This is a genomic window from Pseudomonas sp. JDS08PS003, from assembly GCF_045013505.1.
In the GTDB taxonomy this organism is placed as follows: Bacteria; Pseudomonadota; Gammaproteobacteria; order Pseudomonadales; family Pseudomonadaceae; genus Aquipseudomonas; species Aquipseudomonas protegens_B.
This window is the reverse complement of sequence record NZ_CP120724.1, coordinates 5,778,239-5,800,100: the sequence shown is the minus strand read 5'-3', so window position 1 is coordinate 5,800,100 and position 21,862 is coordinate 5,778,239. Positions and strand designations below refer to the sequence as shown.

The 21,862-nt window shown below is 62.8% G+C and carries 18 protein-coding genes; 8 read left to right on the top strand and 10 right to left on the bottom strand.

Annotated features, from left to right (window positions below; all coding sequences use genetic code 11):
• Positions 1-145 precede the first annotated feature (145 nt).
• On the bottom strand, positions 146-3,253 hold the full coding sequence (locus P7C00_RS25720; RefSeq protein ID WP_346632545.1) for a transglycosylase domain-containing protein: 3,108 nt from the start codon (positions 3,251-3,253) through the stop codon (positions 146-148).
• A gap of 491 nt (positions 3,254-3,744) precedes the next feature.
• Here P7C00_RS25720 and P7C00_RS25715 point away from each other — a divergent pair, with 491 nt between their 5' ends.
• Positions 3,745-5,166 (top strand): amino acid permease, encoded by a 1,422-nt coding sequence (locus tag P7C00_RS25715; protein ID WP_346632544.1) that lies wholly within the window; start codon positions 3,745-3,747, stop codon positions 5,164-5,166.
• Positions 5,167-5,268: 102 nt separating this feature from the next.
• On the opposite strand, the gene P7C00_RS25710 is transcribed toward P7C00_RS25715, so the two are convergent.
• From P7C00_RS25710 to P7C00_RS25690, 5 genes are all read right to left on the bottom strand, one after another.
• Complete coding sequence (locus P7C00_RS25710) at positions 5,269-5,862, bottom strand: hypothetical protein (protein ID WP_346632543.1); 594 nt, start codon at positions 5,860-5,862, stop codon at positions 5,269-5,271.
• Positions 5,863-5,870: 8 nt separating this feature from the next.
• Positions 5,871-6,461 carry a papain-like cysteine protease family protein gene (locus tag P7C00_RS25705; protein ID WP_346632542.1) on the bottom strand — a complete coding sequence of 197 codons (591 nt, stop codon included), beginning with the start codon at positions 6,459-6,461 and terminating at the stop codon, positions 5,871-5,873.
• 274 nt (positions 6,462-6,735) lie between these two features.
• Positions 6,736-7,032, bottom strand: a complete 297-nt coding sequence (locus tag P7C00_RS25700) for a cupin domain-containing protein (protein WP_404937571.1) — start codon at positions 7,030-7,032, stop codon at positions 6,736-6,738.
• A gap of 76 nt (positions 7,033-7,108) precedes the next feature.
• A complete protein-coding gene (locus P7C00_RS25695) occupies positions 7,109-7,393 on the bottom strand; it encodes a putative quinol monooxygenase (protein ID WP_346632540.1) in 285 nt (94 codons plus the stop codon).
• A 63-nt stretch (positions 7,394-7,456) separates the two neighbouring features.
• On the bottom strand, positions 7,457-9,076 hold the full coding sequence (locus P7C00_RS25690; protein WP_346632539.1) for an FMN-binding glutamate synthase family protein: 1,620 nt from the start codon (positions 9,074-9,076) through the stop codon (positions 7,457-7,459).
• Between the two features lie 311 nt (positions 9,077-9,387).
• On the opposite strand from P7C00_RS25690, the gene P7C00_RS25685 reads away from it, so the two are divergent.
• From P7C00_RS25685 to P7C00_RS25665, 5 genes are all read left to right on the top strand, one after another.
• Complete coding sequence (locus P7C00_RS25685; RefSeq protein ID WP_123726025.1) at positions 9,388-9,660, top strand: type B 50S ribosomal protein L31; 273 nt, start codon at positions 9,388-9,390, stop codon at positions 9,658-9,660.
• A 176-nt stretch (positions 9,661-9,836) separates the two neighbouring features.
• Positions 9,837-11,183 (top strand): HD domain-containing phosphohydrolase, encoded by a 1,347-nt coding sequence (locus P7C00_RS25680; RefSeq protein ID WP_404937570.1) that lies wholly within the window; start codon positions 9,837-9,839, stop codon positions 11,181-11,183.
• Between the two features lie 100 nt (positions 11,184-11,283).
• Entirely contained in the window at positions 11,284-11,718 is a 435-nt protein-coding gene (locus P7C00_RS25675) for an NUDIX domain-containing protein (protein WP_404937569.1), read from the top strand.
• 22 nt (positions 11,719-11,740) lie between these two features.
• Positions 11,741-12,379 carry a LysE family translocator gene (locus P7C00_RS25670; protein WP_346632536.1) on the top strand — a complete coding sequence of 213 codons (639 nt, stop codon included), beginning with the start codon at positions 11,741-11,743 and terminating at the stop codon, positions 12,377-12,379.
• A gap of 29 nt (positions 12,380-12,408) precedes the next feature.
• The gene (locus P7C00_RS25665) at positions 12,409-12,912 is read left to right on the top strand and encodes a GNAT family N-acetyltransferase (RefSeq protein ID WP_404940092.1); all 504 of its coding nucleotides are present in this window, start codon (positions 12,409-12,411) and stop codon (positions 12,910-12,912) included.
• Between the two features lie 41 nt (positions 12,913-12,953).
• On the opposite strand, the gene metR is transcribed toward P7C00_RS25665, so the two are convergent.
• Positions 12,954-13,871, bottom strand: a complete 918-nt coding sequence (gene metR, locus P7C00_RS25660; RefSeq protein WP_346632534.1) for a transcriptional regulator MetR — start codon at positions 13,869-13,871, stop codon at positions 12,954-12,956.
• 108 nt (positions 13,872-13,979) lie between these two features.
• On the opposite strand from metR, the gene metE reads away from it, so the two are divergent.
• The gene (gene metE, locus P7C00_RS25655) at positions 13,980-16,289 is read left to right on the top strand and encodes a 5-methyltetrahydropteroyltriglutamate--homocysteine S-methyltransferase (protein ID WP_404937568.1); all 2,310 of its coding nucleotides are present in this window, start codon (positions 13,980-13,982) and stop codon (positions 16,287-16,289) included.
• A 193-nt stretch (positions 16,290-16,482) separates the two neighbouring features.
• Complete coding sequence (locus tag P7C00_RS25650) at positions 16,483-17,517, top strand: alpha/beta hydrolase (protein ID WP_346632532.1); 1,035 nt, start codon at positions 16,483-16,485, stop codon at positions 17,515-17,517.
• Positions 17,518-17,567: 50 nt separating this feature from the next.
• Here P7C00_RS25650 and P7C00_RS25645 read toward each other — a convergent pair whose 3' ends face one another.
• The 3 genes from P7C00_RS25645 to P7C00_RS25635 are packed head-to-tail and all read right to left on the bottom strand — an operon-like array spanning position 17,568 to position 21,851.
• The gene (locus P7C00_RS25645; RefSeq protein WP_404937567.1) at positions 17,568-18,965 is read right to left on the bottom strand and encodes a sigma-54-dependent transcriptional regulator; all 1,398 of its coding nucleotides are present in this window, start codon (positions 18,963-18,965) and stop codon (positions 17,568-17,570) included.
• Complete coding sequence (locus tag P7C00_RS25640) at positions 18,955-20,727, bottom strand: ATP-binding protein (RefSeq protein ID WP_404937566.1); 1,773 nt, start codon at positions 20,725-20,727, stop codon at positions 18,955-18,957. The genes P7C00_RS25645 and P7C00_RS25640 overlap by 11 nt, the downstream gene beginning before the upstream one ends.
• On the bottom strand, positions 20,724-21,851 hold the full coding sequence (locus tag P7C00_RS25635) for a GNAT family N-acetyltransferase (protein WP_346632529.1): 1,128 nt from the start codon (positions 21,849-21,851) through the stop codon (positions 20,724-20,726). The genes P7C00_RS25640 and P7C00_RS25635 overlap by 4 nt, the downstream gene beginning before the upstream one ends.
• Between the last annotated feature and the right edge of the window lie 11 nt (positions 21,852-21,862).

The following is a 21,862-nucleotide window of genomic DNA, read 5'->3' as shown; positions in this document are numbered from 1 at the left end:
TTTAGACATAACTTAAGATATATCTTAAGAATTGCGCAAGCACTTCTGTGCCGCTCAAAGCTGCCGTTGGTCGGAGATGGAAAATCGCAATGGACGGGCGATCCACGCCATGGAATGGCGTGGAGGGTCTGGCAAGCGGAGGGATTCAGCGTTGCGCGAGGCTGCCCAGGCACTGGGTGCTGCTGCCAGGCTGCAGGTAGGGCATGAGAATCGGCGCCATGCCTTTGAGCACCTGCACCGGCAAGGCCGAGGTGAACTTGAAGCCCTGGGCCGAAGCCCCCGGCACATAGGCTGTGAGGGTGCCGAAGTGGTGATCGCCGATGTAGAACACGAAGGTCGCGGTGCGGTTGATGGACTTGGAGCTCAGCACCCGGCCGCCGGCACCAATGGCCTCGATGCGGTTGTCGCCCGTACCGGTCTTGCCGCCCATGGCCAGCGGCGTACCGTCCGCCAGTTTAAAACTGCCGGATACCCGTTTCGCGGTGCCGGCATCCACCACCTGTGACAAGGCTCCGCGCAGGGCCGTGGCGACCTCCGAAGGCATCACGCGCTTGCCCTTGCCTGGGTCGTTGCTCAGGCGGGTTTCGTAAGGCGTGCCGGCGGCAAAGTGCAGGCTGTCGATGCGCAGGGTCGGCAGGCGCACGCCGTCGTTGAGGATGGTGCCTACCAGCTCGGCGAGAGCCGCCGGGCGATCGCCGGAACTGCCGATGGCGGTGGCCAGGGAAGGCACCAGGTGGTCGAACGGGTAACCGACGCTCTGCCAGCGCTGGTGAATATCCAGGAACGCTTCGATCTCCAGCATGGTGCGGATGCGGCTGTCCCGGGCGCTGCGATGGCGGCTCTTGAACAGCCAGCTGTAGACCTCCTGGCGTTCAAACTCACTGGCCTTGACGATCTGGCTGAAGGTCGCGTCGGGGTTGTTCATCAGGTAGCCCAGCAGCCACAGGTCCAGGGGATGGACCTTGGCGATGTAGCCCTGGTCCGGCAGGTCATAGGCCCCCGGGCCATAGCCGGCATAGAGTTTGTCCAGGCGCTCATCGGTGAGCTTTTCGCCGGTCTTGGCGTTTTTCATGTGGGCCCGGACAAAGCGATTGAAGCTTTCCTGGCTGGCGTCCGGCAGCAGGTAGCGGTGCACGGCAGCCAGGCGGATCGCCGTGGGGTGCATGCCGTCGAGAAAAGTGTCCAGGCGTGCCTGGGTGTCCTTGTTGCGGTACTTCTTCCAGAACCGCAACAGGAACGAGGTGCCCTCGCGGTCAGCGAAGCGTGCCAGGTATTCCTGACGCCGCGGGTTGGCGTCGTCCTTGAGCAACTCGGCACTGCCGCTGTCGCCGCCGTAGGTGCTGTAGCGCACCAGGTCACGCATCAGGCGAATGAACGGCAGGTTGATGGATTCGCGCAGGGCATCGCGCAGGGTCGGGCTGCGGCCGTTGTCCTCGTTGCGAAAGTTGTGGAAGTGATGCACCCCGCCGCCGGTGAAGAAGGCTTCGCCGGGGCTGGCGGAGTAGGTGCGGTCCAGGGCGGCGTCGAGCATCTTCGGCAAGTTGCGGTCGCTGTTCTGCATCAAGTAGTCGATGGCCCAGCGGCTCAGGCGGTCCTGGTCATTGACCACAACCTTCTTCAGTTCGGCCGGGGTTTTCCCGGCGTGCTTGTCGTGCAGCTCGGAGATGATCTGCAGGTAGGTGGTCAGCACCCGCAACTTGGCGGTGGAGCCCAATTCCAGCTTGCTGCCTTCGTTGATGTCGAAAGGCTGGTCGGTGCTGTCGGTCTGCACGCGCACCCGCGAGCCGTCGGGGGTGAGTTCGAACAGGGTGAAGCTGTAACGCACTTGGGTGGTGCTGGTGGGGGTCAGCAGGCGCTCGCCGAGCACACCGATCTGTGCCGCAAATGCAGGGTCGGCGAGATGCTTGAGGTACTCCGTGGCCTGGCGTTGCAGGTCGCTCTGCAAGGTACTGGTGGCCGATAGGTCAAGGCGGTCCAGGTCGTACAGGGGGCGGTTGAGCAGCGCTGCCAAACGGCTGCGGGCCACGCTGATGCCCTTGTTGGTTTCGATCGGCTGGATCGTCGGCTGCTGCTGCCAGTCGCGGTAGCTGACCTTGCTGGCCAGGGCCGCGGCGGTCAGGGCGGGATCGATGACATCGTTTTGCGCCAGCAGGCGGATATGGCTGTCGGTGAGGTCCGCCAGCTCGGCGTGCCCCTTGACCAGATAATGGGAGGGGCGGCGTTGCGCGATCATCAGCGACAGCACCTGACGCAGGGCCAGGCCACGCTGGGCCAGGCTTCTGGCATCGGTGGCGTTGCTGGCCAGGGCCTGGTTGACCTGATCGAAATCGGCGCCGTACCAGACCCGCAGGCCCTCGGCCATGCCATGTACCTCGCCGTGGCCGGGAACTGCCGACAGCGGCACGCTGTTGAGGTAATCGCGGACGATCCGGCGCCGGGCTTCCAGGGTTTGCGGGCCATCCTGATAGGCGCGCACGCTGGCGGAAATCATCTGGCGGATCTTTTCACCGCCGGACACTGTCAAGCCATCGGGTGAGTGGCGGTATTTTTCCAGCTGGGTGGCCAGGGTGCTGCCGCCAGCGGTCTGCCCGGGCAGGTGCAGGAGCTTGGCCACCTGGGACCAGGCGGCCTTGGCGAAGCGCGGCCAATCCACTGCCGGGTTGGCCTGGGCCAGCTTGGGGTCCAGCAGATCGCGGTTTTCGATGAACAGCAGGCTGTGCACCATCAGGGGCGGGATATGGGCGAAGCTGGCATACAGCTGTTGCGGGTAATTGAATTGATACAGGGGCGCGGCGCGGCAATCGGTGATGGACAGGCCGGCCTGGATTTTCTCGGTATAGGGCACGAAAAAACCGTTTTTACTGTAGTCCATCAACGCCGGGGAAAAGCGTGTCTGAGCGTCGATCAGGTAGCCGCGTTTGAGCAGACGTGGCAGGAACTCACCCAGGGCGCTATAGCCCAGACGCCGGTCGAAGGGGCCGGCGCCGGGATAGAGCATGGCATCGCTGGGGCCAGGTTGCAGGGAATAGCTCAAGTCACGAGCCAGCTTGCTGAATTCCCGGGCCTGGAGCTTGGAGGTCCGCATTTCCCGGGTGGCGGCGACCCCCAGGGCGATCAGCGCAATCAGCAATAGCAGCCAGAACAGGCGCCAGGCATAACGGCGCGGTCCGGTTTTTTTGGGTATAGGCGCTTCGTCCTCGCTGTGGTTTGGCACTGCGGTTTTACGCGAATCGGTCTGCCACAGAGCGCCCATAGTCGATTGATCCATTCACGCAGATTGATCGGACTTGTCTGAAGCTTAGTCGGTGGTGGCCGCGGGTGAAGAAATTGTGAAAGCAACTTGTCCTCGAACCGGGCCGTGGCAACCGGGCTGATCTGGAGTCGGTGGGAAAGTGCTGTGATAGAGCCTTTTCCCAGGTAAATACGCCCTAGGTAGGGGCATGACGATGCACCAGGGCTGTGCAATACTTCCGGCCCTTTCCGAGTGAGGTTTAAGGGCAAAAAGCAGGTAATGCTTCTCCGCGAAAGCGGTATTTGCCGAGATTTCTCTCTGAATTTAGCTACTTATAGAGTGAAAAGCCCTGTCGGGAGCTTTTTATACTGCGCACCCCGCTGATCTGGCAGGTCTTGTCCTACAGACGCGCCGTCCCACAAGGTCGGTCCGGTTGAGCACGCTATGGCTATCCGCCATGGCTTCGCAGACTCGGTGGTTCATATCCAATAACAAAATGAGGTTGTATCTCTATGTCAGTTGGCAACCAACTGCCCCACGGCGAGACCGCTCAGGGCGGCCCGCTGAAACGCGAACTCGGCGAACGGCATATTCGCTTGATGGCGCTGGGCGCCTGTATCGGCGTCGGCCTGTTCCTCGGCTCGGCCAAGGCCATCGAAATGGCCGGTCCGGCCATCATGCTGTCCTACATCATCGGCGGCCTGGCGATTCTGGTGATCATGCGCGCCCTCGGCGAGATGGCGGTGCATAACCCGGTCGCCGGCTCCTTCAGCCGTTACGCACAAGACTACCTGGGCCCGTTGGCGGGTTTTCTCACCGGCTGGAACTACTGGTTCCTGTGGCTGGTGACCTGTGTCGCGGAAATCACCGCGGTGGCGGTGTACATGGGCATCTGGTTCCCCGATGTGCCGCGCTGGATCTGGGCCCTGGCGGCCCTGGTGAGCATGGGCTCGATCAACCTGATCGCGGTCAAGGCCTTCGGTGAGTTCGAGTTCTGGTTTGCCCTGATCAAGATCGTCACCATCATCGCAATGGTGATCGGCGGCGTCGGCATCATTGCCTTCGGCTTCGGTAACGACGGCGTGGCCCTGGGGATTTCCAACCTGTGGACCCACGGCGGCTTCATGCCCAACGGCGTGACCGGCGTGCTGATGTCCCTGCAGATGGTAATGTTCGCCTACCTGGGCGTAGAGATGATCGGCCTCACCGCCGGTGAAGCGCGCAACCCGCAGAAGACCATTCCCAATGCCATCGGCTCGGTGTTCTGGCGCATCCTGCTGTTCTATGTGGGCGCGTTGTTTGTGATCCTGTCGATCTACCCATGGAACGAGATTGGCACCCAGGGCAGCCCCTTCGTGATGACCTTTGAACGCCTGGGGATCAAGACTGCTGCCGGCATCATCAACTTCGTGGTGATCACTGCAGCACTGTCCTCCTGCAACGGCGGCATCTTCAGCACCGGGCGCATGCTCTACAGCCTGGCGCAGAACGGCCAGGCCCCGGCCGGTTTCGCCAAGACCTCGAACAACGGTGTGCCGCGTCGCGCGCTGCTGCTGTCGATCTTCGCCTTGCTGCTTGGCGTACTGCTGAACTATTGGGTGCCGGAGAAAGTGTTCGTCTGGGTGACTTCGATTGCCACCTTCGGCGCGATCTGGACCTGGGTGATGATCCTTCTGGCCCAGCTCAAGTTCCGCAAGGGCCTGAGCCCGAGCGAGCGTGCTGCGCTGAAATATCGCATGTGGCTGTACCCGGTCAGTTCCTACCTGGCCCTGGCGTTCCTGGTGCTGGTGGTGGGGCTGATGGCCTACTTCCCGGACACCCGTGTGGCGCTGTATGTCGGCCCGGCGTTCCTGGTGCTGCTGACGGTGCTGTTCTACCTGTTCAAGCTGCAGCCCACCAACGCCCAGCAGGGTGCGGTGCGTTCGGCGTCGTGATCCCTCGCCCGGGAGGCTCTTGTCTTGAGCATCCCGGGCCAACGGCCTGACCTGAAGAATCCGGCGTCCCGCCAGGGCCGCCGGATTTTTTTTTGCCGCGGTTCAGCCTCCCAGGGTGCCGCTGGTATCGGCATCGAACACCGCCTTGGCTTGTCGGGCCAAGGGGGTCAGCAGGCTCAATAGCGCCGCTGCGTCATAGAGCTGTTGGGCTGCCAGGTTCACCGGGGTGGGATCGATGGGAATCAGCACTTCGGCATCGGCTGCGTGCAGCCAGATCGCCGTCACCTGCAGGGCAGGGATGAACAGCAACCTCAACTCGCAGGATTTTCCCAGCAGCAGGGGGGCCTGTTCCGCCAGGTTCAGGGCACTGATGGCGGACGCCGCCAGAGCGCCGTGATTGAGCGCCGCGAACTCGACCTTGCCGGCCACTTCCGTCAGTTGCGCGTCGGCAATGGATACGCCGCCGGCGAACACCAGGTAATGCCAGTCCCCGGTTGTGGCCTGGTCCAGGCCCTTGCCGCTGGCCAGGTCCTCCAGGCTGAGGGCGTAGCCACGAAATGCCTGGGACAGGCTCAGGGTGCCGGCATTGGCAAAGGCGCGGTTGACACCGAAACCCTGGGTGCGCAGGGCCGCCTGCAGTGCTGGGTGCAAGGTCTGGACGCCGTGGGTGGGCGCCTTGGGGTAAGTCAGTTGCATGACGCCTCCTAGTTTTTCCGAGTGAAGTAGGTGTGAGTCCAATTGCCGCCGCCGTTGTAGGAACCAGGGAAGCTGTTAAGGGCACGGGTCGAGTAACCGAAGATGGAGTCGGCGACCAGGATGTAGTTGCCGTCGGTGCCGTAGATCGTCAGGAAATGCGCGCCGCCGCCATACCAGGCGCAGCGCAGGCCGACGGGGCGGCCCATGCCGAGCTGGTTCTCGATGGCCGGCATCTGCATCCGGTTTTCCCGCATGCCGCCATAGCTGCGGGTGGTTCTGAGGGCCGAGTCCAGGTAGCCGTAGACGTTGCATGGCCCGGGCTGGCTGCAGCAGGAGTTGCGGCCCAATTCGGCGTTGGCTACCCCGCACTGGGTCCAGGAGCCGGTGCCGTAGTAGTTGCCGACCGAGGCGGATAGGGCCGCCCAGCACCAGTTGCTCTGGGTCTGCGGCTGCACACTGAAATTGAGTCGGGCGCCGGCCTGGGGCGCAGCCTCGGCGCGTGGGTCGACTTCAGCCAGTTGCAGATCGATCAGCGTACCGGCCAGGCATTGGGGCAGGGCCTGTGGGTTGCCAGTGGGGGTCAAGGTAGTGCTTAACATGTTCATCCTCCATGAATGAAAACCAGCCTCCGGCTGGTGTCGTTGTTGCCTCTGGGGCTACAGCAAGTAGCCGGACCCGGCGCTGGGTGCCGCGCTGTGCCAGCCTCGATGGCGTGCGCTGGCCGGGTCTGCAAGCAACCTTAGACGGAATATGCGTAAATGCAATTTAATTATGCGTTTATGCATTTGTGCGGGCGTGGATGTCCCTGATAAAGGGGGCGTCCACAGCCGGCCCCGGTCCGGGTTGTGGCCCCTTGTTGAGTGTCGACTGAGGCTAGACGTCGATGATCACCAGGGTGCCGTGGCTGCCGGGCAGTACGCTGTGGGCTTGGCCGGCTTCCACCAGGTACATCTGACCGGCCAGCACTTCTACAGTGGCCTGGCCAATGCCCAGGCGCAGGCAGCCCTGGGTCACCAGCAGGCCTTCGTTGTAGGCGTGGGTTTCTTCAGCGTAGGGCGCTTGGTCCATGCGCAGGACCTTGATGCGGGCCGGGCCGACCTGGCCCACCAGCGAGGATTGCCAGGGGCCGGGCAGTTGGCGGGACAGTTGCTCGAAAGACAGCAAGGGCATGGTGGAACTCCGAAAGGTCAGTGGTGGTTCGGTCTGCTTTCGGTGGTCCGGTCAAGCATCGGGAGGATGTCGGCTTCTAGAATTCGTCCATCAGCAACACGCGGCATTCGCGGGTTTGAAAGGCGTTGATCTGCGGTACCAACCGGGTGAAGTGTTCGGTGTTGCAGTGAGCGTCGAGGGCCGCTTGGTCCGGCCACTGTTCGACGAAGATGAAGTGCCCCGGGTCTTTCTGATCGACGAACAGATCGTAGGCAATGCACAACGGTTCCTGGCGGGTTTTTTCCACCAGTTCGGCGTACCACGGGCGCACGGTTTCCAGGTGTTCGGGCTGGATGAAATCTTCAGCGATGACCTTGAGCATTGCAATCTTCCTTGGGTGACGCCCGGCGCTCCCCGGCGATCGGGGAGCACTGGGCAATGGGGCTTAAGCGGCGGCTTCGGTGTTGGGTTCGAAGCTGTCGGCCCGGGCCAGTTGCCACATGCGCGAGTAGAACTCGCCGTTGACCTCGCCGGTGAGCAATTCGCCGGGCTTGAGGAACACATGCAGTTGGGAGAACAGCTTGATTTCGGTGGCGGACATGCGTCGCACCAGGTGTTTGGCTTCCAGTTGCGACGGGTGCTGCAGGCCGGCGGCGGCCAGCATCTCCGCCAGGGCCTTGAGGGTGTTGCGGTGGAAGCTATACACCCGTTGGGCCTTGTCCGGCACCACCAGGGCGCGTTGGCGCAGGTTGTCCTGGGTGGCGACACCGGTGGGGCATTTGTTGGTGTGGCAGCTTTGTGACTGGATGCAGCCGATGGCGAACATGAAGCCTCGGGCCGAGTTGGCCCAGTCGGCGCCAATGGCCAGGACGCTGGCGATGTCGAAGGCGCTGACGATCTTGCCGCTGGCACCAAGCTTGATCTTGTCCCGCAGGTTCAGGCCCACCAGGGTGTTGTGGACGAACAGCAGGCCTTCACGCATGGGCGCGCCGATGTGGTCGGTAAACTCCACGGGTGCCGCGCCGGTGCCGCCTTCCTTGCCGTCGACCACGATGAAGTCCGGGAGGATGCCGGTTTCCAGCATGGCCTTGGCAATGCCCATGAATTCCCACGGGTGGCCCAGGCAGAACTTGAAGCCTACCGGCTTGCCACCGGACAACTCACGCAGCTGCTGGATGAAATGCATCATTTCGATGGGGGTGGAAAACGCACTGTGGCTCGACGGCGAAATGCAATCCTCGCCCATGCGGATGCCGCGGGTGTCGGCGATTTCCTGAGTGACCTTGTGCTTGGGCAGTATGCCGCCGTGACCCGGCTTGGCGCCCTGGCTCATCTTGATCTCGATCATCCGCACCTGCGGGTTCTGTGCCTGGGTGGCGAAGCGCTCGGGGTCGAAGCGCCCGTCGGCGGTGCGGCAGCCGAAGTAACCACTGCCCAGTTCCCAGGTCAGGTCGCCGCCGTGCTCGCGGTGATAGGGGCTGATGCTGCCTTCACCGGTGTCGTGGGCAAAGTTGCCGAGCTTGGCGCCCTGGTTCAGGGCGCGAATGGCGTTGGCGCTCAGGGAGCCGAAGCTCATGGCCGAGATGTTGAACACCGACGCCGAATAGGGCTGGGTGCATTGCGGGCCGCCGACGGTGACCCGAAAACTGCTGGGGTCGCTCAGAGGAGCCGGGCGCATGGAGTGGCCGATGAACTCGAAGCCCGACTGATAGACATCGATCAGGGTGCCGAAGGGTTTGTCGGCGCTCTCATTCTTGGCTCGTGAGTACACCAGGGAGCGCTGGGCGCGGGAAAAGGGCAGGGCGTCGCTGTCGGATTCCAGCAGGTACTGGCGAATCTCCGGACGGATGCCTTCGACCAGGTAGCGGATGTTGCCCAGAATCGGATAGTTGCGACGTACCGCGTGGGGACTTTGCAGCAGATCGAAGATCCCCAGCAGGCTTAGCAGGCCGGTGACCAGGGTGAATGGCCAGAGCCAGTCGTGTTCGAGAAAAGGCAGGCTGGCGAGGGTGAATATCACGCAGGCAGCAAAGAAGGCGTAGCGGCTCAGGAGTGACAGGCTCATACGGTTTCCTTGGTTCGGACTCATCAGGTCAATCAGGCATCGGGTGCCTTGATAACGGGTAATCGACAGCGGCACCGAACAGCTGGAACGGTGGGCTGCACAGGCATTTCTTATAGGAATTCACGGCTGTGTCAGAGCGTTGCAGCCCAGCATACTGGCCCGCTGGGGCCTTACGGGCAAGCCTGAATCGGGGGAACGAGGCAGGAGTCAGACCATTTTTGTAGGGGCTTATTGCGATAAATTCTCGTTTAAGGCGGTTTTTGTTGTTACTGTATAACACTTGTTTTTCACCCCAGCCGCTGGAGACTCCGATGAAACCCAACATCCACCCCGACTATCGCCCTGTGCTGTTTCACGATACTGCCGCCGACGTGTTTTTCCTCATCGGCTCTACCGTCGATACCGACCGCACCTACCAGCACAGTGATGGCCAGACCTATCCCTACGTGACCCTGGACGTTTCCAGCGCCTCGCACCCGGTGTACACCGGCCAGCAGCGCAAGACCCAGTCCGAAGGCCGTATCGCCGGTTTCAACAAACGTTTTGCGTCCTTCAGCTCCAGCGGTAAAGCCGCTGCCAAGTGAGGTCCTTGGCGTCCATTCGCGCCGCCGTCCGTTGGAGCACTTTCAGCGGACGGATGGTATTAAAAAGCCATCATTGCCCTCGGAAATTCTTCTACGCTTGAAACAGGCAACAAGGATCAGTGTTGTCAGTAAAAAGAATGAAGGACATGTGCATCGATGTTGACCCGAGGTGTCTCATGGGTGAGCTGAACGTTGCCACAGTCACACGCCTGCCCGAGGTTCTGTTGGTGGACAGCCAGGACACGATCCTGCAGCGCCTGCACCAACTGCTCAGCTCCCATTCCTACGTGCTGCATCTTGCCCACGACGCCAGCGAAGCCCTGAAGATCATGGCCACCCGGGAGGTGGACCTGGTGATCAGCGCCGCCCATCTGCCGCAGATGGATGGCCCGACCCTGCTGGCGCGCATTCACCAGCACTATCCGGCCACCACGCGCATCCTGCTGACCGGTGACCCGGACCTGAAACTGATCGCCAAGGCGATCAATGAAGGGGAAATCTACCGTTACCTGAGCAAGCCCTGGGACGACCGGGAACTGCTGCTGACCTTGCGCCAGGCACTGGAGCACCAGCATTCCGAACGTGAGCGCCAGCGCCTGGAAGCTCTGACCCAAGAGCAGAACGCTGAGCTCAAGGCCCTCAATGCCCTGCTGGAAAAACGCGTCGCGTCGCGCACCGCGGAGCTGCAACAAACCGCCGACATGCTCGACCTGGCCTATGAGGAGCTCAAGCACAGCTATGCCACAGGCGCCGAGCTGTTCTCGCTGCTGGTGAACCAGCGTCTGCCAAGCGACAAGCAGACCAATCGCCGGATCATCGAACTGGTGCGTGCCTACTGCAAGATCCAGGGCATCGATGCCGTGGCTCAGCGCGACCTGGCCATGGCCGCGGCCCTGCACAACATCGGCAAGCTGAGTTGGAGCGACAGCATGATGATCACCCCGGCCGATTGGCTGCATCACCATGAGCGTGATCGTTATCGGGCCTATCCGGCGCAAAGCGAATCCCTGCTGATGACCCTGGAGCCGGTGCAGGATGCTGCACGCCTGATCCGCCATCACCAGGAGCACTGGGACGGCAGTGGCTTTCCCGATCACCTCAAGGGCGAGGCGATTCCCCTGGGCTCGCGGCTGCTCAAGCTGGCGGTGGACTTCATCGAACTGCAGTGCGGCCTGATTCTCGAACGGCACATGAACAGTGACGAGGCCCTGGTGTTCATCCGCAAGTACGCCGGCCGGCTGTACGACCCCGAGTTGGTGGAGGGGTTTATCCAAGTGTGCTCGGTCTACCTCAGCGATGTGACTCTGGGTGACCCTTCGGTCAAGGTCCTCGGCACCCGGGAGCTGGCGGCGGGCATGGTGCTGGCGCGTAACCTGAATGCCGACAACGGCATGCTTCTGCTCAACGCCGGCAAGGTGCTGAGCCTGCCCCTGGTGGACAAACTGATCGCCTTTGAAACCATGGAGGGCGCCCGTTACAGCGTGTTCGTCAAACTGGCGCGGGAGCAGCAGTCGGGGGCCTGAAAAGAGGGCTCCAACAACGGGAAAAATATCGCTGGCGGATGACGGCCCGCTGCCGGACATGTGATCCTTGCGCCTTCGCTCTCAAGGTTTTCAGGTTCCCATGTCGCTGTCTTCCGCCGTTGCACCCTCCATCATCCGTATCGCCGCTGCTCTGTTGCTGGGGGCCGATGGCCAGACCCTGCTGGTGCGCAAGCGCGGCACCCAGGCCTTCATGCAGCCTGGCGGCAAGATCGAAGCCGGCGAGCCGCCGGTGCAGGCCCTGGCCCGAGAGCTGGAGGAGGAACTGGGCCTGCGCATCGATCCGAGCCAGGCCCGCTATCTGCAACAGTTTTGCGCACCGGCGGCCAACGAGCCTGGACATGTGGTGCAGGCCGAGGTCTTTCTTGTTCGCATCGACACTGCGGTGACCCCGGCGGCGGAGATCGAGGAGGTGTGCTGGATCGATCCGGCCGGCGATGGTGATTTATTCCTGGCGCCGTTGACACGGGATCTGATCTTGCCGTTTTATCGCAAGGCCCAGGCGAGCCTCGCCTGATTCCTCATCGCCAAGGACTGCCATGATTCCACTCCACGACTACCTGATCTTCGCCGCGGCCTCGTTGCTGATGGTGCTGACCCCGGGCCCGAACATGATCTACCTGATTTCCCGTTCGATCTGCCAGGGGCGCAAGGCCGGGGTGACGTCGTTACTGGGGGTCGTGGCGGGTTTTTTCGTCCACCTGTTTGCTGCTGCACTGGGCCTGACTGCCGTATTCATGGCGGTGCCCATGGCCTATGAAGTGCTCAAGTGGGCCGGTGCCCTGTACTTGCTGTGGCTGGCCTGGCAGGCGCTCAAGCCTGGCGCGCGATCGCCTTTCGAAGCCCAGCAGTTGCCGGCGGACTCGCCCCGCAAGCTGGTGACCATGGGCTTTCTGACCAGCGCTCTGAACCCCAAGATCGCGGTGTTCTACCTGTCGATCTTTCCGCAGTTCATTCATCCCGAGCACGGTTCGGTGTTCTCCCAGAGCCTCATTCTCGGCCTGACCCAGATCAGCGTGAGTTTCTCGGTGAACCTGCTGATTGCCCTGTTTGCCGCAGGCATTGCCTCCTGGTTCGCCAGTAACCCCACCTGGCTGTCGGTACAGCGTTACTTCATGGGCTTCGTGCTGGCGGGGCTGGCGGTGCGGTTGATGTTCGAACAACGTCGAGCCAACTGAATGTGATGGATGGACGCCCCTCGATGAGCCTGCAGATCCAGCGCCTGACCCCTGACGATGTGGAGCAATACCGGGCCTTGATGCTCGAAGCCTATGACCGTCATCCCCAGGCGTTCACTTCCAGCGTCAGGGAACGGGAAAAGCTGCCCCTGGCCTGGTGGGCCGCGCGTCTGGACGGCGAGCTGGACCTGCTTCTGGGGGCTTTTTCCGAGGGGCGCCTGCTGGGGATTGTCGGTCTGGCCTTTGAACTTCGCGAGAAAGCCCGGCACAAGGCGACCCTTTTCGGGCTCTACGTCACGGGCGAGCAGCGTAGCTGCGGTCTGGGTTATCAGCTGGTGCAGAGGTTACTGACGCAGGCCGCCGATTATGAGGGGCTGCGTCTGGTGCAACTGACGGTAACGGCGGGCAATGACGCAGCGCTGTCCTTGTACCGGCGCTGCGGCTTTGTCCAGTTCGGGCTGGAACCCCAGGCGGTGTGCGTGGGGGAGGATTATCTGGACAAGATCCACATGTGGCGCGAAGTACCGCGGTGATCCTGTGCGCTGACAAGCCGGTTCCTGCGTGAGTGTGGGGCTCAGCGTACGACGCTGACGCCGTCCAGGGTCGAGAACGAGGTGTCCTTGGCGGTCAGCAGGAAGTCACGCATGTAAGGCGCATCCAGCATATCGGCGCGAATCGCCGCGTACAGGGTGGCGAATAGTCCCTTTTCACCCAGCCGCTTGGCCTTCACATAACCCCGTGAGCTGTATTCATGCAGAGCCCAGTGGGGCATGCCACACACACCGCGGCCGCTGGCCACCAACTGCATCATCATCACCGTCAGTTCCGAGGTGCGTACCTGCGCCGGTTCGATGTCCGCCGGCTCCAGGAAGCGGGTGAAGATGTCCAGACGATCCCGCTCCACCGGATAGGTGATCAGGGTTTCGTTCAGCAGATCTTCCGGGACTATGTAGGGCTTGCTTGCCAGAGGGTGCTGGTTGGCCACCGCAAGCATGGCTTCGTAGGTGAACAGCGGCACATAAGTGATACCGGCCAGTTCCAGGGGATCGGAAGTCACCACCAGGTCCAGGTCGCCCCTGGCCAGCGCCGGTAGCGGTGCAAAGGAGAAGCCCGAGGCCAAGTCCAGCTCCACTTCCGGCCAGGCGTCGCGGAACTGGTCGATGGTGGGCATCAGCCACTGGAAGCAGCTATGGCACTCGATGGCCATGTGCAAGCGGCCGGCGGTGCCGCCGGCCAGGCGGGCAATGTCACGTTCAGCGCCGCGTAGCAGCGGCAGGGTGGCATCGGCCAGTTGCAGCAGGCGCAGGCCGGCGCTGGTGAAGCGCACCGGCTTGGTCTTGCGCACGAACAGCGGCATGCCCAGGCGCTCTTCAAGCTCCTTGAACTGGTGGGACAGGGCGGACTGGGTCAGGTGCAGGCGTTCGGCGGCTTCAACCAGGCTGTCGGCTTCGCGCAGGGCGTGCAGGGTCTTCAGGTGACGGATTTCGAGCACCAGGGTCTCCATGAGTAAATTTTGTGATCAACACGAAAAGGTTGAGTTTGTCTCATGTTGGCCGAGCTGTCGACAATAGCGCCATCTTTTACAAGGAGGCACTTTCCCATGGCACTGGCCCACACCCTCGGTTTTCCCCGCATCGGCGCTGACCGTGAACTGAAAAAGGCCCTGGAAGCCTATTGGAAGGGCGACCTTGATCTGGCGGCGGTGCAAGAGGTCGGTCGTGAACTGCGGGCTCGGCACTGGCAAGTGCAAAAAGACGCCGGCATCGATCTGCTGCCCGTGGGTGACTTTGCCTGGTACGACCAGGTGCTCGGCCACTCCCTGACCTTCGGGGTGATTCCCGAGCGTTTCGACGGTGTCCGCGATGCCCAGGGCCGTCCGACCCTGGACACCCTGTTCGCCATGGCCCGTGGTGCCAGTGCTGGCTGCTGCGGGGAGCATGGGCAGGCGCAATACGCCCAGGAGCTGACCAAGTGGTTCGACACCAATTACCACTACCTGGTCCCCGAGTTCAGCGCCGATCAGCCGTTCAAGCTGAGCTGGGAGCAACTGTTCGACGAAGTCGATGAAGCCCATGCCCTGGGGCATCAGGTCAAGCCGGTGATCATCGGCCCCTTGACCTACCTGTGGCTGGGCAAGGCCAAGGGCAATGCATTCAACAAGCTCGATCTGCTGGAGCGCCTGTTGCCGCTGTACGGCGAGATCCTCAATCGCCTCAAGGCCCAGGGCGTGGAGTGGGTGCAGATCGACGAGCCGATCCTGACCCTCGACCTGCCACAGGAATGGAAGAGTGCCTTCGAGCGGGCTTACCACATCCTCCAGTACTCGCCGCTGAAAAAGTTGGTGGCTACTTACTTCAGCGGCTTGGAAGACAACCTTGGCCTGGCGGTGGGCCTGCCGGTGGACGGCTTGCACATCGATGCGGTGCGGGCTCCGGAACAACTGGGCCAGATACTGGACCGGCTGCCGACCTACAAGATTCTTTCGGTGGGCCTGGTCAATGGGCGCAACGTCTGGCGCTGCGAACTGGAGCAGGCCCTGCAACAGTTGCAGGTCGCCCAGGAGCGTTTTGGCGACAACCTTTGGGTCAGTAGCTCTTGCTCGCTGCTGCACAGCCCGGTGGACCTGTCTCGGGAAGACCAGCTGGATGCCGAGCTGAAAAGCTGGCTGGCCTTTGCCGTGCAGAAGTGCGGCGAGATCTCGGTCCTGCGTGATGCTCTGAACGATCCCCAGGCCCCTGCGGTGCAAGCGGCCCTGGCGCAAAGCCGGGAGGTCCAGGCCAGTCGTGCCCGCTCGCCACGGATTCACAAGGCCCAGGTCCAGGCCCGGATCAAGGCCATCAGCGCCGCCGACAGTCAGCGCCAGTCACCCTTCGCCCAACGTATCGAACAGCAGCGAGCGTGCCTGCAACTGCCGGTCTTTCCCACCACCACCATCGGTTCTTTCCCGCAGACTGCATCGATCCGCCTGGCGCGCCAGGCCTACAAGCAGGGCAAGCTGTCGCTCAACGACTACACCGATGCCATGCGCAGCGAGATTCGCCACGCAGTGGAGATTCAGGAGAGCCTTGGCCTGGATGTACTGGTCCACGGTGAAGCCGAGCGCAACGACATGGTGGAGTACTTTGCCGAGCAACTGGACGGCTACTTGTTCACCCGCTTCGGCTGGGTCCAGAGCTACGGCTCGCGCTGCGTCAAACCGGCGATCATCTACGGCGACCTGAGCCGGCCCCGGGCCATGACCGTGGACTGGATCCAGTACGCCCAGAGCCTCACCGACAAGGTCATGAAAGGCATGCTCACAGGACCGGTCACCATGCTCATGTGGTCCTTCCCGCGCGAAGACGTATCGCGCAAGGTCCAGGCCCAGCAACTGGCGCTGGCCCTGCGCGATGAAGTGCAGGACCTGGAACAGGCCGGGATCAAGATTGTGCAGATCGACGAAGCCGCGTTCCGCGAAGGCTTGCCTCTGCGCCGCGCGCAATGGCAGGAATACCTGGACTGGGCGGTGCAGGCCTTCCGCCTGAGCGCCTCCGGTGTGCGGGACGAAACCCAGATCCATACCCACATGTGCTACAGCGAGTTCAACGATGTGATCCAGTCCATCGCCGCCATGGATGCCGACGTGATCACCATCGAGACTTCCCGTTCGGACATGGAGTTGCTGCAAGCCTTCGAAGCCTTCGACTACCCCAATGACATCGGCCCGGGTGTGTATGACATCCACTCGCCACGGGTGCCGGACACTGCCGAGATGGTCAAGCTGATGAGCAAGGCGGTCAAACGCATTCCCGCCGAGCGACTGTGGATCAACCCCGACTGCGGCCTGAAGACCCGCGCCTGGCCGGAAACCGAAGCGGCCCTGGTGAACATGGTGGCCGCGGCCCGCCAACTGCGCAGCCAACTGGCCTGAGCCCCTGTAGTCGGCTTGCCGGCGAAGGCGATCATCAGCTCCTCTTCGTCGGCAAACGAAGCGCCGCCCGGCCGTCCCCCAACTGGTGACCGCTGGGCGGGCTTCATCAAACTGTCACGCAACTGTGGCAGCGCGAAACATCGAAGTTCATCAGACTCGCGCTCTACTGGGGTTCTGCGTTTCGGTGTTTTCCATGCGGGCAAGATTGTTTTCCACTGTCATCCTGCTGGCCGGGCTTTTGCTCGGCCAGTTGTCTTTTGCGGCCGCGCGCTGCGATGTCAACGTACCTACACAACGGGTCGACCTGGCGCAGGTGAGCCTGGCCTACCAAAGCATCGGTCGAAGTTCCGATCCGGCATTGCTGTTGATCATGGGCCTGGGTGGACAATTGATCCACTGGCCGGACGAAGTGGTGGAGGCCCTGTGTCAGCAAGGGTTTCGGGTGATCCGTTATGACAATCGCGACGTTGGCCTGTCCACCTGGCGCCAGGCCCCGGCCAGCGCCAACCTGACCTTCGAAGTGCTGCGTTACAAGCTCGGTCTACCGGTGGCCGCGCCTTATACCCTGAGCGACATGGCCGATGATGCCCTGGGGCTGATGGATGCCCTGCACATCGAGCAGTTCCATGTGCTGGGGGCGAGCATGGGCGGCATGATTGCCCAGCATCTGGCGGCCATGGCGCCACAGCGAATCGAGAGCCTGACACTGATCATGACCAGTTCCGGGGCCGAAGGCCTGCCGGCGCCGAACGAGGCTCTGGTGCAGTTGCTGTCCCGGCGCAATGCGCCGAACCGCGAGGCGGCCCTGGAGCAGCAGGCGGACTTGCTGGCGGCTCTGGGCAGCCCGAAGGTCGCGGATGACCGCCAGGTCCTGCTGCATCAGGCTGCGCTGTCCTATGACCGGGCGTTCAACCCGGAAGGCGTCAAGCGCCAGATCATGGCGATCCTCGCGGAGCCGAGTCGGGTGGCCTTGCTCAAGCAACTGCGGGTGCCGGCGCTGGTGGTGCACGGCACCGCCGATCCGCTGTTGCCGGTGATGCATGGGGTGCATCTGGCGGCGCAGATCCAGGGCAGCCAGCTGAAACTGATTCCGGGATTGGCCCATCGTTTTCAGGAAGCCTTCAAGGCGCCGTTGCTGGCGGCGGTGCTGCCGTATCTGCAGACTCATCGTGCCGACACTTCCCATTGGGCGCAGATCGAGCCGCTGGATAGCGCAAATGTGCTGTAAGGCGATGGGCCTGTAGGAGCCGGCTTGCCGGCGAATGAGGCAACACCGTCTCAACGAACGATCTTGTCCACCTGAATGCCCAGCTTTTTCAGGCGGTACCAGAAGCTGCGTTCGGAAATACCGATCATCTGCGCCGCTGCCGCCTGGACGCCGTTGCTTTGGTGGAGGGCCGCCAGGATGTAGGCCCGCTCCACTTCGGCCAGGGCCGCGTCCAGGTCGCTGGGCACTTGCGGGCCGACGCTGAGGGCAACGCTGCCCTCGGCTCCGGTCGGCGGGGTGTCGAACAGATAGCCCGGCAGGTCACTCTCTTCGATGACCGGGGCGCGGGCGACGATGGTGGCCCGCTCCACGCAGTTCTGCAGTTCGCGGATGTTCCCTGGCCAGCTGTAGCAAGCCATGGCCTGCAGGGCTTGTGGGCTGAAGCCGGTGATGCGCTTGCCGGCGGTGGCCCCCAGGCTGTGGGCGAAGTGGCGGGCCAGTGGGGCGATGTCCTCGACCCGCTCGCGCAGCGCCGGCAAGGGAATGGGAAAGACGTTGAGGCGGTAGTACAGATCCTCGCGGAACTCCTTGTTGGCCACGGCTTCCAGCAGGTTCTTGTTGGTCGCGGCGATCACCCGCACATCGACCTTGCGCTCCCGGGGATCGCCCACCGGCTCGATCACGCGCTCCTGCAGGGCGCGGAGGATCTTGGCCTGCAAGGCCAGGGGCATGTCGCCCACTTCATCGAGAAACAGGGTGCCCTTGTCGGCCTGCTGGAAGCGTCCGACCCGGTCCGCCACGGCGCCGGTGAAGGCGCCCTTGCGGTGGCCGAACATCTCGCTTTCCAGCAAGCCTTCGGGAATGGCCGCGCAATTGACGGCGACAAAGGGTTTGTCCGCGCGATTGCCGTGCTTGTGGATGGCCCGGGCGACCATCTCCTTGCCAGTGCCGCTTTCTCCGGTCAGGAGAATGGTGGCGCTGCTCTCGCGTACCGAGTCCACCGCCTGCAGTACCTGGCGAAAGGCCGGGCTGTCGCCCACCAGGCTGTCGAACTGCTGGTGCTCGTCGAGTTCGGCGCGCATGCGCTGGTTGTCTTTGAGGATGTCGCGAAACTGCAGGGCCTTGCTGACGGTGATGTCCAGCTCGTCGATATCGAAGGGCTTGGCAATGTAGTCGTAAGCGCCGTTGCGCATGGACTGCACGGCGTTCTTCACCGTGCTGTAGGCGGTCATCACGATCACCGGCAGGTTCGGGTAGCGCTGCTTGATTTCCCCCAGCAGCTGGGGCCCGTCCATCCCCGGCATGCGCCAGTCGCTGATCACCAGGTCGATGTCTTCCTGCTCCAGCACCTTGAGGGCATGCAGGCCATTGCCCGCCGTGAACACCTGGATGCCGTTCTGGCTCAGGGCCGAGGACAGCAGGTCGCAGAGTTTGGGTTCGTCATCGACCACCAGCAGGTTATGCGTCATCAGTGTCCTCGTCGTCCTCTTCACCGTTGGCCGGAATGTACAGGCTGAAGGTGGCGCCGGCATCTTTTTCGCTGATGCACTCGATGTGGCCGTCATGGCTTTCCATGATCGAATAGACTTTCGCCAGGCCCAGGCCGGTGCCCGAGGCCTTGGTGGTGACGAATGGGGTGAAAATGCGCTCCAGCATGTCCGGCTCGATGCCCTGGCCGGTATCGCTGACGCTGATGATGGTTTCGTCTTCCTGCTGGGCGATGCCCAGGGTCAGGCGGCCGCCTTCGGGCATGGCGTCGATGGCGTTGAGGATCAGGTTCAGGCAGGCCTGCTTGAGCTGCCGGGCATCGGCGTGGATGGTCGCCCCCGGTGCCTGGTCGTCGATCCGCGCGTCGATATTGTGGGTCGCCAGTTCCGGGGTGCAAAAGCCCAGCAGATCCTCCACCAACGGGCGTACCAGCTGTGTGGCGCGGATCGGGGCGCTGGGCTTGGCGAAGTCGAGGAACTCGGTGATCAGGTCGTTGATCCGGCTGACTTCGCTGATCACGTATTCCAGGTGGCGCTTGTCGTTTTCCGGCAGGTTGGCCCGACGGTGCAGCAACTGCGTCGCGGTCTTGATGATGCCCAACGGATTGCGGATCTCGTGGGCCAGGCCCATGGCCACTTCACCCAGTGCGTGCAGGCGGTCGCGACGGCGCAACTGGCCCTCCAGGTGCTGCAGTTCCCCCAGGCGCTCGCTCATGTGGTTGAAGGTGCTGCTCAGCTCCGCCAGTTCGTCGCCACCGATCACCGGCACCCGTTGCCGGTAGTCGCCGGCGATTACCGCCTGGACACCCTTGGACAAGCCACGCAGCGGCCGCGTCAGGCGTTGCGAGACCAGCCAGCCGACGCACAGCGAGGCTGCCGAGCTGAGGAGGAAGATCAGGATGAACAGGTTGCTCTGGTTGACCAGGCCCACCAGGCTGCTGTGGCGCAGCAGACCGCTGAAAATCACCCCCACCAGGTCGCCGCTGTCGTTGAAGATCGGCCGGTACAGGCCACTGTAGCGGCTGGTGAACTGCTCGGTCGGCTGACGGGTGGCGCGCAGGATGTCTTCAATCTTGTGCGGCACTCGGGGCGGGTGGTCCTCGAAGCGCTGGGTGGCGAAGATCTCCGAGAAGTCATCGGCCTTGGCCAGGTACAGGCGCAGGTCCAGCGAATGCACATCGGCCACGCTGGTGAGGAAGCTGGCGTCCAGGTAGGTGGCGATCAACAGCTGATAGTCGACCCCGTCGAGCTGGGTCTGGAAGGTCGAGACCACCGCCCCGGTGGCCACGCCGCCGACCTGGATGGTCTGCAGCACGGCGTTGGAAGCGGTGCTGATCTGCCCCACCACGTCGTCGGCGGCGGTGGTGAACATCACCTTGTGGTCGCTCTTGCGGATCAGTGCCACCACGTCGATGCCCATGGAGTCGGCAATGTCGGCTGTGAGCTTGTCGTGCTTGGCCGCGTTGCGATCGGTGGGGGGACGGGTATAGCGCAGGAACAACTGGGCGATCCGCGCGTTGTCATGGAGGATCTCGGTGATCTCGTCCTCGACGATCTTGGTGGATTCCTGCAGCCAGATGCGCACGTTGCTGTCGAAGATTTCCGACAGGGTGGTGGCTGCCAGTTCCGCGGCAATCATGGTGGGAATCACACTGACCAGCCAGAACGCCAACACCAGCTTGCGCTGCAGGCTCCAGCGGGAGATGGCGAAGGGGCGGGGCGGGCGACGATCTTTTCTGGTCATGTACTTTCGCTTATTGCAGCAGCCATGGCGGGGTCGGAGCGATCCGGGCGGACAAAGCGTTTTATCACCTTGAGCAGGGCATTGAGCAAGGGATTGCGATGTCGGAAAAACAACATGTTACCGGTGAAACGACAACCCAGGCGCAACTTGCTGGCGTAACCGGCCTGACCACACTCGTACAAGGGAATGCGCTGCTGGATACAGTAGTCGACATTGGCCAGCCAACTGCGCGAGTAGAGGTTGTGTTCGCGACTGAGATTGAGGTCGTGGGCAAAGAACTTGTCGATCAGCCGATGCTGGTCGACGAGCACCAGGTTGAATGCCACCAGTTGGTCGTTGACCCAGTACAGGACGCAGGCGGCGCGATCTCCCAGTTGCTCGAGGGTGCCGGTGAAATAGTCCGCCGGCAGGCGTTCGAACTGCAGGTCGCTGCGATTCAGGGTCGCCTCGTACAGGCGCATGATGTCCGGCAGCACGTCGTCGATCCGCTGGCGCCATTCGATGCGCGGTCCTGGGGCGCGCAGCTTGCGCCGCAGGTCCTTGCGGGTGGATTTGCCCAGGGTGCCCAGATACGCATCGATCGAGGCGAAGGGCACCGGGAGTATTGCGCTGGGCAGGCTCGGCATGGCCTGCAGGCCGGCGGCCAGGCAACTGGCGGCCCATTGCGGGTCGTTGCTGGGCGCGTCCTTGACCGCCATCAGGCCGATGCCGAAGCTGTCGGCATCGCGCCGTGCCAGCTGCAGCAATTGTTCCAGCAGGGCCTGCCGGCGCTGGGGTGGAACATGGCTGGCGGTGCCGGCATGGCACTGTTCGGCCACCGGCGAGCCGATGGCGTAAAGGCGCAGTTGCAGGACCCCGGGCCACTGGCGTTCCAGGCGTTCGGTGAAGCGTTTGGCCAGGCCCGAAACCGTGGTGTCGAGCCGATACTGAGTGGTGAAGGCCGGGGCCACCGCGACCAGGGTCGAGCCTTCGTAAAGTGCCAGGTAGCGCCACTGAAAGTCGGCGATGGCGGCTTTTTCCACGGCCAGGTAGTAGTCCCAATCCTCCAGGGCCTCTGGGAAACAGTCATTCCAGGCGCTGCGTTCAATGGCCTGGATGGTGGAATAGGCTTGGGCGGTAATCACGTCTCTTCCTT

What these genes read in the sequence shown, in the direction of transcription:
- P7C00_RS25675 (WP_404937569.1), top strand. Translation starts at nt 11,284, where the DNA reads ATGTCGCTGTCTTCCGCCGTTGCACCCTCCATCATCCGTATCGCCGCT.
- P7C00_RS25650 (WP_346632532.1), top strand. Translation starts at nt 16,483, where the DNA reads ATGCGGGCAAGATTGTTTTCCACTGTCATCCTGCTGGCCGGGCTTTTG.
- P7C00_RS25690 (WP_346632539.1), bottom strand. Translation starts at nt 9,076, where the DNA reads ATGAGCCTGTCACTCCTGAGCCGCTACGCCTTCTTTGCTGCCTGCGTG.
- P7C00_RS25700 (WP_404937571.1), bottom strand. Translation starts at nt 7,032, where the DNA reads ATGCCCTTGCTGTCTTTCGAGCAACTGTCCCGCCAACTGCCCGGCCCC.
- P7C00_RS25720 (WP_346632545.1), bottom strand. Translation starts at nt 3,253, where the DNA reads ATGGGCGCTCTGTGGCAGACCGATTCGCGTAAAACCGCAGTGCCAAAC.
- P7C00_RS25640 (WP_404937566.1), bottom strand. Translation starts at nt 20,727, where the DNA reads ATGACCAGAAAAGATCGTCGCCCGCCCCGCCCCTTCGCCATCTCCCGC.
- P7C00_RS25645 (WP_404937567.1), bottom strand. Translation starts at nt 18,965, where the DNA reads ATGACGCATAACCTGCTGGTGGTCGATGACGAACCCAAACTCTGCGAC.
- P7C00_RS25695 (WP_346632540.1), bottom strand. Translation starts at nt 7,393, where the DNA reads ATGCTCAAGGTCATCGCTGAAGATTTCATCCAGCCCGAACACCTGGAA.
- P7C00_RS25710 (WP_346632543.1), bottom strand. Translation starts at nt 5,862, where the DNA reads ATGCAACTGACTTACCCCAAGGCGCCCACCCACGGCGTCCAGACCTTG.
- P7C00_RS25680 (WP_404937570.1), top strand. Translation starts at nt 9,837, where the DNA reads ATGGGTGAGCTGAACGTTGCCACAGTCACACGCCTGCCCGAGGTTCTG.
- metE (WP_404937568.1), top strand. Translation starts at nt 13,980, where the DNA reads ATGGCACTGGCCCACACCCTCGGTTTTCCCCGCATCGGCGCTGACCGT.
- P7C00_RS25715 (WP_346632544.1), top strand. Translation starts at nt 3,745, where the DNA reads ATGTCAGTTGGCAACCAACTGCCCCACGGCGAGACCGCTCAGGGCGGC.
- P7C00_RS25685 (WP_123726025.1), top strand. Translation starts at nt 9,388, where the DNA reads ATGAAACCCAACATCCACCCCGACTATCGCCCTGTGCTGTTTCACGAT.
- P7C00_RS25705 (WP_346632542.1), bottom strand. Translation starts at nt 6,461, where the DNA reads ATGTTAAGCACTACCTTGACCCCCACTGGCAACCCACAGGCCCTGCCC.
- P7C00_RS25670 (WP_346632536.1), top strand. Translation starts at nt 11,741, where the DNA reads ATGATTCCACTCCACGACTACCTGATCTTCGCCGCGGCCTCGTTGCTG.